General features: G+C 71.6%; 12 protein-coding genes. 9 read left to right on the top strand and 3 right to left on the bottom strand.

The genetic code is table 11. The annotated features are described in order from the left end of the window. Positions 1 to 38: 38 nt before the first annotated feature. Positions 39 to 1,067, bottom strand: coding sequence for an NAD-dependent epimerase/dehydratase family protein (locus G5C60_RS29415; protein ID WP_165263963.1), 1,029 nt, complete (start codon positions 1,065 to 1,067; stop codon positions 39 to 41). A gap of 295 nt (positions 1,068 to 1,362) precedes the next feature. Between G5C60_RS29415 and G5C60_RS29420 the strand changes: the two genes are divergently transcribed. Continuing rightward, a complete protein-coding gene (locus G5C60_RS29420; protein ID WP_165263964.1) occupies positions 1,363 to 1,788 on the top strand; it encodes a PPOX class F420-dependent oxidoreductase in 426 nt (141 codons plus the stop codon). A gap of 24 nt (positions 1,789 to 1,812) precedes the next feature. On the opposite strand, the gene G5C60_RS29425 is transcribed toward G5C60_RS29420, so the two are convergent. Next, the gene (locus G5C60_RS29425) at positions 1,813 to 2,367 is read right to left on the bottom strand and encodes a TetR/AcrR family transcriptional regulator (protein ID WP_206440152.1); all 555 of its coding nucleotides are present in this window, start codon (positions 2,365 to 2,367) and stop codon (positions 1,813 to 1,815) included. A 224-nt stretch (positions 2,368 to 2,591) separates the two neighbouring features. Between G5C60_RS29425 and G5C60_RS29430 the strand changes: the two genes are divergently transcribed. The 4 genes from G5C60_RS29430 to G5C60_RS29445 are packed head-to-tail and all read left to right on the top strand — an operon-like array spanning position 2,592 to position 7,627. Further along, the gene (locus G5C60_RS29430; RefSeq protein WP_165263966.1) at positions 2,592 to 3,170 is read left to right on the top strand and encodes a 2Fe-2S iron-sulfur cluster-binding protein; all 579 of its coding nucleotides are present in this window, start codon (positions 2,592 to 2,594) and stop codon (positions 3,168 to 3,170) included. Further along, the gene (locus G5C60_RS29435) at positions 3,167 to 4,156 is read left to right on the top strand and encodes an FAD binding domain-containing protein (RefSeq protein ID WP_165263967.1); all 990 of its coding nucleotides are present in this window, start codon (positions 3,167 to 3,169) and stop codon (positions 4,154 to 4,156) included. Before G5C60_RS29430 ends, G5C60_RS29435 begins: the two co-directional genes overlap by 4 nt. Further along, positions 4,153 to 6,291 (top strand): xanthine dehydrogenase family protein molybdopterin-binding subunit, encoded by a 2,139-nt coding sequence (locus G5C60_RS29440; RefSeq protein ID WP_165263968.1) that lies wholly within the window; start codon positions 4,153 to 4,155, stop codon positions 6,289 to 6,291. The genes G5C60_RS29435 and G5C60_RS29440 overlap by 4 nt, the downstream gene beginning before the upstream one ends. Continuing rightward, positions 6,284 to 7,627 (top strand): XdhC family protein, encoded by a 1,344-nt coding sequence (locus G5C60_RS29445; protein WP_165263969.1) that lies wholly within the window; start codon positions 6,284 to 6,286, stop codon positions 7,625 to 7,627. The genes G5C60_RS29440 and G5C60_RS29445 overlap by 8 nt, the downstream gene beginning before the upstream one ends. On the opposite strand, the gene G5C60_RS29450 is transcribed toward G5C60_RS29445, so the two are convergent. Beyond that, the gene (locus G5C60_RS29450; protein WP_165263970.1) at positions 7,579 to 8,460 is read right to left on the bottom strand and encodes a fructosamine kinase family protein; all 882 of its coding nucleotides are present in this window, start codon (positions 8,458 to 8,460) and stop codon (positions 7,579 to 7,581) included. The genes G5C60_RS29445 and G5C60_RS29450 overlap by 49 nt on opposite strands. A gap of 454 nt (positions 8,461 to 8,914) precedes the next feature. Between G5C60_RS29450 and G5C60_RS29455 the strand changes: the two genes are divergently transcribed. The 4 genes from G5C60_RS29455 (at position 8,915) to G5C60_RS29470 (ending at position 13,108) form a co-directional block, all read left to right on the top strand. After that, positions 8,915 to 9,115, top strand: a complete 201-nt coding sequence (locus G5C60_RS29455; RefSeq protein WP_165263972.1) for an SPOR domain-containing protein — start codon at positions 8,915 to 8,917, stop codon at positions 9,113 to 9,115. Positions 9,116 to 9,148: 33 nt separating this feature from the next. Beyond that, positions 9,149 to 9,568 carry a (deoxy)nucleoside triphosphate pyrophosphohydrolase gene (locus G5C60_RS29460; protein ID WP_165263974.1) on the top strand — a complete coding sequence of 140 codons (420 nt, stop codon included), beginning with the start codon at positions 9,149 to 9,151 and terminating at the stop codon, positions 9,566 to 9,568. Between the two features lie 263 nt (positions 9,569 to 9,831). Continuing rightward, entirely contained in the window at positions 9,832 to 10,239 is a 408-nt protein-coding gene (locus G5C60_RS29465; protein WP_165263976.1) for an ATP-binding protein, read from the top strand. A gap of 241 nt (positions 10,240 to 10,480) precedes the next feature. After that, positions 10,481 to 13,108 carry a SpoIIE family protein phosphatase gene (locus G5C60_RS29470; RefSeq protein ID WP_338145965.1) on the top strand — a complete coding sequence of 876 codons (2,628 nt, stop codon included), beginning with the start codon at positions 10,481 to 10,483 and terminating at the stop codon, positions 13,106 to 13,108. Positions 13,109 to 13,114 lie beyond the last annotated feature (6 nt).

Raw genomic sequence — 13,114 nt, forward strand, 5'->3', positions numbered from 1 at the left:
CGGCTGATCCGTCCCGCCCGCCCGCCGGACGGGACGGATCAGCCGACCTTCTGTCCGGCCAGCGGCGCGGTCTCCTCGCCGGCGCCCTCACGCATGCCCTGCAGGACTTCTTCGACCGCCTGGATCGCGGTGTACTGCGGCCGCCAGCCCAGTTCGTGGCGGGCCCGGGTGCAGTCCATGAGGGGCAGCCGCAGCACCGCGTCGAACAGTTGCGGCGAGGCGGGCACCAGGTGCAGGCCCCAGGCCGCGGCGAGTGCGGAACGTGCTGCCTTGCGGGGCATCCGCACCGGCTTGGAGTGGAACAGCTCGCCCAGCACCTCGGCGTCCAGCGGTGGTTCGGCCGCCAGGTTGAAGGCGCCGCGGACGTCTTTGAGCACGGCGAGCCGGTACGCCTCCGCCGCGTCCTCGGTGTGCAGCGCCTGCACGCGCAGTCCGCGGATGTCGGGGAGTATGGGCAGGAGTTCGGGCCTGGCCAGCGGGCCGGGCTTGAAGCGCCCGGCGAACAGGCGCCGCTGCTGGCTCGCCGACTCCTCCTTGAAGAGGAAGGCGGGCCTCATACGGACGACGCGGGTCTCCGGCCGCTCGTACTCGAAAGTGTCCAACACGCGCTCCACGTAGGCCTTTTCACGGCAGTACGCCGCCTCCGGCCAGCCGTGCGTCGGCCAGGACTCGTCCACGGCACGCTCCCGGGGGCCCGGCGAGTAGGCGCCGACCGAGGAGGCGTACACCAGGGCCGGCACGTTGGCCGCGGCCGCCGCGTGGAACACCCGGACGCTGCCGAGCACGTTGGTGCGCCAGGTGACCGCCGGGTCGCGGGCGGGCTGGAGTTTCCAGGCGAGGTGGACGACGGCGTCGGCTCCCTCGAAGTGCTTGGTCAACTCGGACTCGGCCGTCAGATCCACCGCGGCCCACTCGGCGTCGGGCACCGGCGGCCCGTCCGGCAGCCTGCGCGCGATGCCGAGCACGGAGTCCACCTGCGGATCCTCGCTCAGCAGACGCATCACGCTGGTGCCCACGTTCCCGGTGGCACCGGTGACGACGACCCGCAGTCCGGCTGCACTGCTCATGATCGGCTCCTCTCGGGAGGTTCGCCTGCCGGAGGCGCCCGGGATGCCGGGCGTGTTCCTGGCTCCGTCACCGTGACGCGTTCCCCCTGCACACGGGGCAAACGTGAGCGGGGTTTCTTGTGCCGGGTGCCGGGTGCCGGATGCGTTCGTTCGCGGATATCGCCGCGGCCGGCTGTCCACCGGCCGGAATGTGGCAGCGTGGGGTGGTAAGCCGTGGATCACCGCCACAGGGCCGTGTGCCGCACGAAGAACACGCAGACCATGAGGAACACGAAGACCACGAAGAGGAGAACCCATGTCGAAGCCGCCGCTCCCCGAGGCCGCCGTCACCATGCTGAAGAAGGCCAACCCGGCCGTCATCGCCACGGTGCGGTCCGACGGGCAGCCGGTGTCCACGGCCACCTGGTACCTCTGGGAAGGCGACGGGCGGGTGCTGGTCAACATGGACGAGGGCCGCAAGCGCCTTGACCACCTGCGCAACGATCCCCGGGTCACGCTGACGGTGCTCGACGAGGGCAACTGGTACACGCACATCACGCTCATCGGCCGCGTGGTGGAGTTGCGCGACGACGAGGACCTGGCCGACATCGACCGGTTGTCCCGGCACTACGGCGGGAGCCCGTACCCGCAACGGAACCGCGGCCGGGTCAGCGCCTGGATCGAGATCGAGCGCTGGCACGGCTGGGGCAGCCTCCGGGACAGCAGCCAGGCGGCCGGCTGAGGATCGCCCCTCGAAGGCGCCCGTTCAGCGCCCCGGAGCGCCGGCGCGCAGGCCGTCCATGACAAGGTCCATGAGTCGCCCGGCACGCGCCTGCCAGTCCCCTTGGGGATCGATGTGCCAGAGGCCGGTGATGGCGAGGATGAAGTCGTCGGGGGTCACCCCGGGGCGGATGGTGCCGGCCTCCTCGTTCGCCTTCAGCAGGAGCGCGACGGCCTCGCTCACCGGGCCATGACCCGGTTTCGCCGGCCCTCCGGGCGCACTGGTCGCTTTGCCCATGGCGTCGGCCAGCCCCGCCTTGGCCATGGCGTACTCGGCCAGGCGGTCCATCCACTCGCGCAGCGCCTGGTCCGGTGCGCGGGTCTGCAGCAACTGGGCCGCGGCGTCGGCGACCTGCTGCATTTCGTGGCGATACACCTCCAGGACGAGGGCTTCGCGGCTGGGGAAGTGCCGGTAGAACGTGCCCTGCCCGACCCCCGCCTTCTTCGCGATCGAGCTCAGCGGAGCATCTGCTGAACGCGTCAGCTCCACCAGGGCCACTTCAAGGATGCGCTCGCGATTCCGTTGCGCATCCGAACGCATGGGCGCGTCATTTCTGTCCTGCACCCGTCCCCCTTCCAGAAATCACGCAAGGGCCACCCTTGCTAAGCGGACAACTGTCCGTTAGGTTTTCGGTAACCGGACAGCTATCCGTTTAAGTCCACTCTAACCGCGAAAACCGCTGCACGGACGGCCGGAACCGATCGCCGACCCGCATTGTCCCGCCCGGCCTCGACGCGCACCATCCACGCGAAGGAAGGCTGACCATGGCCCCAGCTCCCTCGGCGTACAGCACCATCACCCTGAACATCAACGGCGAGAAGTACACCCTGCCCGTCGACCACCGCACCACCCTGCTCGACGCGCTGCGCGAGCATCTCGATCTGACAGGTACCAAGAAAGGCTGCGACCAAGGCCAGTGCGGTGCCTGCACGTTACTCATCGACGGACGCCGGGCCGTCTCCTGCCTCCAGCTCGCGGTGGCCGCCGAGGGGCGCGACATCACCACCATCGAGGGCGTGGCGGACGGTGAACGGCTGCATCCCGTGCAGCAGGCGTTCCTCGATCTCGACGGCTACCAGTGCGGCTACTGCACTCCGGGGCAGATCTGTTCGGCCCTCGGGGTGATCGAGGAGCACGCGGCCGGCTGGCCGAGCGCCGTCACCGACGACGTACGCCCCGAAGCGGGACCCCCGCCGCTCAGCGCGGACGAGATCCGGGAGCGGATGAGCGGCAACTTGTGCCGCTGCGGTGCGTATGTGTCCATCGTGCAGGCGGTCGCGCAGGCGGCCGGGACACAGACACCCGAAGCTCGCGCGACCGAGGCCGAGGAGGCCGCGGCATGAGGGAGTTCGGCTATCAGCGTGCCCTCGACGTCTCCGGCGCGGTCGCGCTGCTCGACGCCGACCCGGACGCGCGCATCCTCGGCGGCGGCACCAATCTCGTCGACCTGATGAAGACCGGCGTGGAACGGCCCGCGCTCCTCGTCGACGTTCGCGAACTTCCCCTCGACCGCATCGAGTCGACGCGGAGCGGCGGTCTGCGCATCGGTGCCACCGTCACCAACAGCGATCTCGCCGCCCATCCCGAAGTACGGCGCCGCTATCCGGCATTGGCGCAGGCCGTGCTGGCCGGTGCCTCGGGCCAGCTGCGCAACATGGCCACGGTCGGCGGGAATCTGCTCCAGCGCACCCGCTGCGGCTACTTCACCGACGTGACCAAGCCGTGCAACAAGCGGGTTCCCGGCAGCGGTTGCCCCGCCGTCGAGGGCGAGCACCACAACCACGCGATCCTCGGCGCCTCCGAGCACTGCGTGGCCACCCATCCCTCGGACATGGCGGTGGCGCTCACCGCCCTCGATGCCGTCGTGTCGTACGAAACAGCGGACGGGCCGGGCGAGTTGCCGCTCGCGGAGTTCTATCTGCCCGTGGGTGACACCCCGCACCTGGAGACCGCCCTGCCGCCCGGCGCGCTGATCACCGGCGTCACCCTGCCGCCGCCGATGGCCGGCCCCTCCCGCTACCGGAAGGTGCGCGAGCGCGCCTCCTACGCCTTCGCGATCGGCTCGATCGCCGCCGTACTCGACGTCGAGGACGGGGTCGTACGGGACGTACGCCTCGCCTTCGGGGCGGTCGCGTCCCGGCCGTGGCGGGCCCGGGAGGCCGAACGGGTCCTGAGCGGAGGGCCGGCGACGGCGGACGCCTTCGGCGCCGCCGCGGATGCCGAACTGTCGGCCGCCACTCCCCTGCCCCACAACGGATACAAGGTGACGCTGATGCGGAACCTGGTCGTGGCCGTGCTGGCCGAACTCACCGAGGAGGCTGCCCGATGACCACGACCACCCAGGTCACCCCGCTGACCGGTGCCGTCGGAAGCGCGTACACCCGTGTGGAGGGCCGGGACAAGGTCACCGGAGCGGCCCGCTACGCCGGAGAGTTCCGCTTCGACGAACTGGTCCACGGCTGGCTGGTGTTGTCCACCGTCGCCCGCGGCCGCATCCGCTCGGTGGAATCCGGCCCCGTCCTCGCGATGCCCGGCGTCCTCGCCGTCCTGCACCACGGCAACGCACCGCGCGTCACCACCGACTACGTGGGCATCGTGGGGCGGCCGGACCCGGTCCTCGCGCTCTTCCAGCACGACCAGGTGTCCTACGTGGGCTGGCCCGTCGCGCTGGTCGTGGCCGAGACGTCCGAGCAGGCCAGGGAGGCCGCCGAGGCACTCGTGGTCGAGTACGACGAGGAGCCGCACGACATCGCGTTCTCCGCAGGGCATCCGGGCGCGTACACGCCAGAGGGCACCGTCATCGGGCCGGCGGACACGGAGAAGGGCGACATGGAGGCCGAACTGGCCGCGTCCGCCGTCGTCGTGGACGCCGAGTACGCCACGCCGGAGGAACACCACAGCTCGATGGAGCCGCACGCGACGACGGCTCACTGGGACGGCGGCCGGCTCGACGTCATCGACACCAACCAGAGCACCATGTGGATCGCGGGCGAACTCGCGCAGTTGTTCTCCCTCGATCCGGCCTCGGTACGGGTGCGGTCCGAACACGTCGGCGGCGGCTTCGGGTCCAAGGGGATGCGCCCGAACCAGGTGGCCGCCGTGATGGCCGCGACCGTCCTTCAGCGCCCGGTCCGGGTCGTCCTGACCCGCCGTCAGATGTTCTCGCTCGTCGGCTATCGCAGCCCTACGGCCCAGCGGGTCAGGCTCGGTGCCGACCCCGACGGGCGGCTGCGCGCGTTCGACCACGAGGCGCACAGTCTCACCTCGACCGTGCACGAATTCGTCGAGCCCAGCGCCGCTGTGGGACGTGTGATGTACGACGCCGACGCGCACCGCACCGCCCACCGGCTCGTCCGGCTCAATGTGCCGACTCCGACCTGGATGCGCGCGCCCGGCGAGGCGCCGGGCTCGTTCGCGGTGGAGTCGGCGCTCGACGAACTCGCCGAGAAGCTGGGCCTCGACCCGATCGCGCTGCGCGCCCGCAACGAACCCGAGCTGGGTCCGGTGTCCGGGCTGCCGTTCAGCAGCCGCAAACTGCTCGCCTGCTTCGAGGAGGGCGCCCGCAGGTTCGGCTGGACGGACCGCGATCCACGTCCCGCCCTGCGCCGCGAGGGGCGCTGGCTGCTCGGGACCGGCACGGCGGCGGCATCGTTCCACGCGGGTGTCGGCCCGTCCACGGCGGCCGTGACCGCCGAGGCGGACGGCACCTTCATCGTGCGGGTCAACGCGACGGACCTCGGCACCGGAGCGCGCACCGCGATGGTCATGGTCGCCGCGGACGCCCTGGAGGTGGACCCGGGACGCATCCGGATACGCATCGCGGACAGCGACCTCGGCCCGGCGATGTTCGCCGGTGGCTCGATGGGCACCCGCTCCTGGGCGTGGGCCGTCATGCGGGCGGCCCGCGAGCTGCGCGAGCGACTGGCCCTGGGCGGCGGCGTTCCGCCGGAAGGGATCACCGTACGGTCGGACACGACGGAGGCCGTCGGCGCGCTGGAGGGCAAGGAACGGCACTCCTTCGGGGCGCAGTTCGCCGAGGTCGCCGTGGACGTCACGAGTGGCGAGGTCCGCGTACGGCGCATGCTCGGGATCTTCGCGGCGGGCCGGATCGTCAACGCGCTGACGGCGCGCAACCAGTTCGTCGGCGGGATGGTCTGGGGACTGTCCATGGCTCTGCACGAGGAGGCGTTCCGGGACCCGGCGTCGGGCGCCACGGTCGGCGCCGACTTCGCGGGCTACCACTTCGCCGCGAACGCCGACGTCCCGCTGATCGAGGCGGACTGGGTGGACGACCCCGACCCTGACGACCCCGTCGGGATCAAGGGAATCGGCGAGATCGGCATCGTCGGAGCCGCGGCCGCGATCGCCAACGCGGTCTGGCACGCGACCGGCGTACGCCATCGGCAGCTCCCGATCCGGCCGGACCGGGTCCTGCTGACGGCAGAGGGAGCCAGGAGTGCTTGATCTCGCCGACGAGTTGAACCGGTGGGTCGAAGAGGGCCGCGCCTTCGCCGTCGCCACCGTCGTGGCCGTGGGCGGCAGCGCGCCCCGCAGCCCTGGCGCGGCCCTTGCCGTCGACAGCGAGGGCACGGCCATCGGTTCGGTCTCCGGTGGCTGCGTGGAAGGGGCGGTGTACGACCTGTGCGTCCAGGCGCTCCAGGACGGCGAGGTGGTGCGCGAGCGGTTCGGCTACAGCGACGAGGACGCCTTCGCGGTGGGACTGACCTGCGGCGGGGTCGTCGAGGTCCTCGTCACGCCGGTGGGTGCGGACGCGCCGGACGGGAAGGTGTTCGCGTCGGCGCTGTCGGCCGCCGCCGCGGGCGAGGCGGCGGCGCTCGCCCGAGTGGTCCGGGGGCCGGCCGAACTGCTGGGCAGGGCGCTGCTCGTGCGCCCGAGCGAAGCGGGATGGGGGTCCGGGTCCCCCAGGACGAAGGCTGGGGGAGAAGCGAGATCAGGGTCCTCCCAAGCGGAGTCCGGAGGAGGATCGTACGAAGGCGAACTCGGCGGGCGTCCTGAGCTGGACCACACGGTCGTGCACGAGGCGCGCGCCCTGCTGAGCGCCGGCCGCACGGGCACGTTCGACACCTCCGCGAGCGCAGCGAGATGGAGGTCCCCCCGGACGGAGTCTGGGGAAGAGTCGCACGGCGGGGCCACCCTGACGGTGTTCGTCGAGTCGCGCGTGCCGCCGCCCCGCATGATCGTCTTCGGTGCCGTCGACTTCGCCGCGGCGCTGGTGAGAGCGGGCAAGTTCCTCGGTTACCACGTGACCGTGTGCGACGCCCGTCCCGTCTTCGCCACCCGCGTCCGCTTCCCCGAGGCCGATGACATCGTGGTCGACTGGCCGCACCGCTACCTCCGGCACACCGAGACGGACAGCCGCACCGTCCTGTGCGTGCTCACCCACGACGCCAAGTTCGACATACCGCTGCTGGAGGCGGCCCTGCGGCTCCCGGTCGCGTACGTCGGTGCGATGGGCTCGCGTCGCACCCACGAGGACCGGAATCGGCGGTTGCGTGAAGTCGGCCTGACGGAGCGGGAGTTGGCCCGCCTGCGCTCCCCCATCGGTCTCGACCTCGGCGCCCGAACGCCCGAGGAGACGGCCCTGTCCATCGCCGCCGAGATCGTCGCGGTACGAGAGGGCGGCTCGGGGGTTCCACTGACCGGCTCGGCGACACCGATTCACCATGACGCCGATGAGCGGGAGGCTGGTGCGGGCGGGGCGTCCCATCAGCGGGGCGTTCCGTCAGCGGGTCACCCCGCCAGGGCCGACCGGGACACCGCGAGGGCCTGCTCGGCGTAGCCGCGGCCGAACAGCACCGCGTGCACCAGCAGAGGGAACAGCTGGTGCAGCCCGATGCGGTCCGGCCAGCCCTCGGCGAGCGGCGCCGCGTCGTGGTAGCCGTCCAGCACCCGGTCCAGGTGGGGGCAGCCGAACAGGTGGAGCATGGCCAGGTCCGTCTCCCGGTGTCCGCCGTGCGCGGCCGGGTCGATCAGCCAGGCGTGTCCGTCGGCGCCCCACAGCACGTTGCCGTTCCACAGGTCGCCGTGCAGCCGGGCGGGCGGCTCGGCCGGTCCTGCCAGCTCGGGCAGCCGCTCGCAGACGCGCTCGACCGCGGTCGCCTCGGCAGGGCGCACCGTGCCGTCGTCGACCGCGCGGCGCAGATAGGGCAGCACCCGGTGCTCGGCGTACCAGCGCGGCCAGTCGGTGCCGGGGACGTTGCGCATCGGCGCGAGCCCGATGTACGCGTCCTCGGGGCCGCCGGGTGGCGGGGCACCGAACGCGGGCGCGCCGGTGGCGTGCAGGGCGGCCAGGTCACGGCCGAACCGGGCGGCGGCCTGCGCGCTCGGTCGGCCGGGCGGGACCCGGTCGGTCACCAGCCAGCTCGCGTCGTGGCCGTGCAGCGCCGGGATGCGGACCGCAGCGGCGTCGGCCAGCCAGCGCAGGCCTGCCGCCTCGGCCCGTACCGCGCCGGGGTCGTCACCGCGCTTGACCATCACGACTCGCCCGCCGTCGAGGGTGACTTCGGCGAGCGTTCCGGACAGCGGGCGCTCAGCGGTGACCGGGCGCCCGGTGAGCCGGGCCGCTGCGGCACCCGGGCGTTCGCCGTCTCCGGCCGCTGTACGGGCGGTCATGCGTCTTGCCTCCGGCGGTTGGGTGGGTGCGGGGTTCGTTGTGGCTGGTCGCGCAGTTCCCCGCGCCCCTGGGTTTGTGGTGGGTGCGGGGTCGTGGGCCGGTGCGTCAGCCCGTCGCCGGGTGGGCATACGGCCCGGTGTTGGTACACGGCCCTGGTGACCTGAGACCGAACCTACGCGACGGGCATACGACGCACCGACCCACGCCCCCTCCCGCCGGTGGGCAAGTTCCGGTGCGTGGTGGCTGAGGGCTCGTCTTTTGGTCTTTTAGGGGCGCGGGGAACTGCGCGACCAGCCACCAACCCACCCGCACCCGACAACGAACCCAACACCTCTTTGTGAAAAGCCGTATTCGCTCCGTAAAGGTTAGGCGTAGGCTCGGGCATATGCGGAGTGCGGTTTCCTTACCGAGCGGCGTACGGAGCGGACCGGGGGCGGAGAGCGGAGGGGTGCGATGAGCGACGGCACGATCGCGCTTCCCTGGCTCGTCGTCCGACAGGACGACAACGGCAATCGCTACCGCGTCGGCAGGTACGCGACCAGGGCCGAGGCCCAGAAGATCGCGGACAGCCTCGACGCCCACGGCCACAAGCAGCTCTACTGGATCGAGCAGATCGAACAGAACGGAAACAACGGGAGCAACGGGAGCAAGTGATCGCTCCCGCACGGTTCCCGTAGGCTCCGGCGCATGACGGAACGGATCGTGGTGGTCGGAGCCGCCGTACTGAGCGAGGGGCGCCTCCTTGCCGCGCGCCGGAGCGCGCCGCCGGAGCTGGCCGGACGCTGGGAGTTGCCCGGCGGCAAGGTCGAACCCGGCGAGACTCCCGAGCGGGCCCTCGTGCGCGAGCTGCGCGAAGAACTCGGCGTCGAGGCGGAGCCACTGGCGCGTATCCCGGGGGAGTGGCCCCTGAAGCCGCCGGACGCCCTCCACGTCTGGACCGCCCGACTGCTCCCCGGCTCCGGCGACCCGAAGCCCCTTGAGGATCATGACGAGTTGCGCTGGCTGACCCCGGACGAGGTCTGGGACGTGGACTGGCTGGATCAGGACGTACCGGCCGTCATGGAGGTCGTACGCCAGGCCTGGGGGAGCCCGACGCCGGAGGCGTGAGCGCCGCGCTGAGGGGTACGCGGGTGGCCGGGCACGTGACTGCGTACGCGGAGCTGTGACATACGCAACGCTCTGGGGTGTGCGGCGACCGCCGGTCGTGGGACGCTCGACGCGCGGGCGTGGGACGTGTGTGACGTACGAGGTGATCACCCCGTACGCCGTTCGTGCCACAGTGCGCCCCCGCATGCGGTACTCCATCCCTCATACCGGGTATGTGCCCTTTAACCCCGTGAAAACGGACATGTTCCGCTTCTGCTCCGGGAGTGATCCGCGTGATCCACACCGAAGGCGAACGCGCCGAGTGGACCTTTCCCGCGGATCCCGGTTCCGTACGGACCGCCCGTACCGTCGTCCGGAGCACACTGTGCGCCTGGGGGCTCGACTCCCTCAGTGATGTGACCGCGCTGCTGGTCAGCGAGCTGGTGACCAACTCCCTGCGGCATGCCACGGGTCCCATCGGCGTACGTCTCGTACGTCCTCAGGAGCCGCTCGGCGCCCTGCGGGTGGAGGTCTCCGACCCGCTGCCGGACCTGCCGCACGAGCGGGCCGCACGCCCCGAGGACGAGGGGGGCCGCGGGCTCCAGCTGGTGGCATGCTCCTCGCGGCGCTGGGGCACCCGGCCCGGCGGGACGGGCAAGACGGTGTGGTTCGAACTGGCCCTGCCCGGCTGAGCGGGAGCGGCTTCCGGTCCGGTCAGCGCCCATCGGCCATGGGGGTTGACCGGAGTCTGTGATTCGACGGGGTGCGCCCTGGTTAGAAGACTGGGAGTGTGTGTCGCGGCCGGTCCTAAAAACATCGGGACCGTGCTGTGATCGTGAACACCGTGTTGTGCGGGGCCGTAGTTCGGGATACTGCGGGCAGCCGCCCCCGGTGACCGATGCCGGACGCGGTGAGCTGGAGGGGACGGTTCGCGTGAGCGAGATACCAGCGAAGGCCACGGAGACTGCGGAGTCCATGGAGTCCGAGGACCCGGGGGGCGACGCGATGGCCGATGCGTCAGACGGCGACGTCGGTGACGTCGAGGGCGAGGTCGACGGGGTGGTGTGGCAGAGCAGTCCACCCGGTTCGATCTACGACTACATCAAGGTCGCCTCGTTCTCGATCGGCCCCGACGGCCTGATCGACCAGTGGAGTCTGCGCGCGGAGCAGCTCTTCGGCATCAGCGCGGACCGGGCCGTGGGCATGGATCCCATCGAGACCTTCGTCGCTCCCGATCTGCGCGAGCGGGGCCAGCGGAAGATGGCCGAGATCCTCGACGGCCGTGAATGGACCGGTGTGGTCCCCTTCCGGCTGCCGGACGGCGAGGAGTCAGGGCGGGGCGCCGAAGGACTCGCCGAGGTTTACGTGATGCCGACGCGCACGGAGGAGAGCGAGCGAGCCGCCCTCTGCATCGTCGTCGACGTGCGCACCCTGCGGGGGATCGAGACAGATCTTGCCGCTTCGCAGGCGGTTTTCGGTCAATCCCCGTTCGGTTTTCTGCTGCTTGACACAGAACTGAAGATTCGCCGTGCCAACGATCGGTTCGCCTCGGTCTTCGGCGGCAGCGCCGAAGACCACCGCGGACGCACCGTCAGGGACTATCTGCCGCCCCGTGAGGCCGAGCGGGTCGCCGCGACGCTGCGCCGCGTCCTGGAGACCGGCGACTCCGTCACCGACATGCAGGTCACGGGCACCCTGCCCGGCTCCTCCGAGCGCCGCAACTGGTCCGTCTACCTCTATCGCGTACACAGCGGTTCGGGCCGGCCGATCGGTATCGCCTGGCTGGGTACCGATGTCACCTCGCGCCGCGCCGCCGCGCGCGAGGCCGCCGCCGCCCGGCGCAATCTCGCCCTCCTGAACGAGGCCGGGGCGCGCATCGGCAACTCGCTCGACCTGGAGACCACGGCCCGCGAACTCCTCGACGTGGCCGTCCCCGGCTTCTGCGACCTCGCCTCCGTCGACCTCTACCAGGGGCTCCTCGCGGGCGACGAGACCCCGCCCGGGCTCGCCGACGGCAGCGCCGAGCTGCGCCGGGTCGCCTTCGCCAGCGCCGTCTCCGACGCGCCCTTCATCGGCGGCCCTGAGCCGGTGAACGTCGGCGCCGTCCACCATTTCGCGTTCACCTCGGCCTGCGCGGACGCCCTGCGCACCGCCCGCCCGAAAACCGTCCCCGGCGACGAGGGCGGCCTCATCCAGTCCACGCTCGCCGTCCCGATGGTCGCGCACGACACGGTCGTCGGCCTGGTCCAGTTCTCGCGTACGAAGGGCAGCGAGCCGTTCGGGGAACGGGACCGGGCGCTCGCGGTCGAACTCGCCGCGCGCGCCGCCGTCTGCATTGACAACGCCCGCCTGTACCGCCGCGAGCACCAACGCGCGTTGATACTGCAGCGCTCCCTCCTGCCCCCGGGCGATCCGGAGGCCTCAGGGCTGGACATCGCCTGCCGCTACCTTCCCGGCAACGCCGCGACCGAGGTGGGCGGCGACTGGTTCGACGTCATCGAACTCCCTGGCCACCGCACGGCGTTGGTCGTCGGCGACGTGATGGGCCGCGGTCTGCGCGCCGCCGTCGCCATGGGTGAACTCCGGACGGCCGTACGCACCTTGGCGCTGCTCGATCTCGAACCGGCCGAGGTCCTCTCGGCGCTGGACGAGATCGCCCGCGGCCTCGGCACGCCCGGCGGCATCCAGCAGGCCACCCGTACCGCGGGCCGCCAGGCGCAGCGCGACGCCGACCTCTCCGAGGTGTACCTCGCGACCTGTGTGTACGCGGTCTACGACTCGGTCACGCGCCGGTGCACCTTCGCCAACGCGGGCCATCTGCCGCCCGTACTGGTGGAACCCGGCGAGACCGCGCTGATGCTCGACGTACCGCCGGGCATGCCGCTCGGCGTCGGCGGCGAGCCCTTCGAGGAGGTGGAGGTCGAACTTCCCGAGGGTGCTCTTTTGGCGCTCTACACGGATGGACTGGTCGAATCCCGCGACCATCCGCTGGACGAGGGCCTGCGGGCCTTCGTGGGCGCACTGACGGAGCCCTCCCTCCCGCTGGAGGACGTCTGCGACCACGTCCTCAACACCCTCGACACCCACCACGGCGAGGACGACATCGCGCTTCTGATGGCACGTGTCCAGGGGCTGCCCGCCGAGTCCGTCGGCGACTGGACCCTGCCGCGCGAGCCGCGCAGTGTGGGCCGCGCACGCGAGTACGCCCGCGGCCAGCTGGTGAGCTGGGGCCTGGAGCCTCTGGTCGACACGGCGGAGCTCCTGGTCAGCGAGCTGGTGACCAACGCCCTGCGCTACGGCGAGGGCGAGATCAGACTCCGGCTCCTCCTCGACCGCACGCTGGTCTGCGAGGTCTGGGACGCCGGCCTCGTCCAGCCGCGCCGCCGCCGCGCCCGCGACACGGACGAGGGCGGCCGCGGTCTCCAGCTCGTCGGTCTCCTGAGCGCGGCCTGGGGCTCCCGCCGCACGCCCCGCGGCAAGACGGTGTGGTTCGAACTGCCCCTGCCGAACGGCGAAACGGGACTCACGGACCCGGCGGAGGCGTTGCTGAGCCTGTTCTGACGGCGG

The sequence above is a fragment of the Streptomyces scabichelini genome (assembly GCF_011045015.1).
Taxonomy (GTDB): domain Bacteria; phylum Actinomycetota; class Actinomycetes; order Streptomycetales; family Streptomycetaceae; genus Streptomyces; species Streptomyces scabichelini.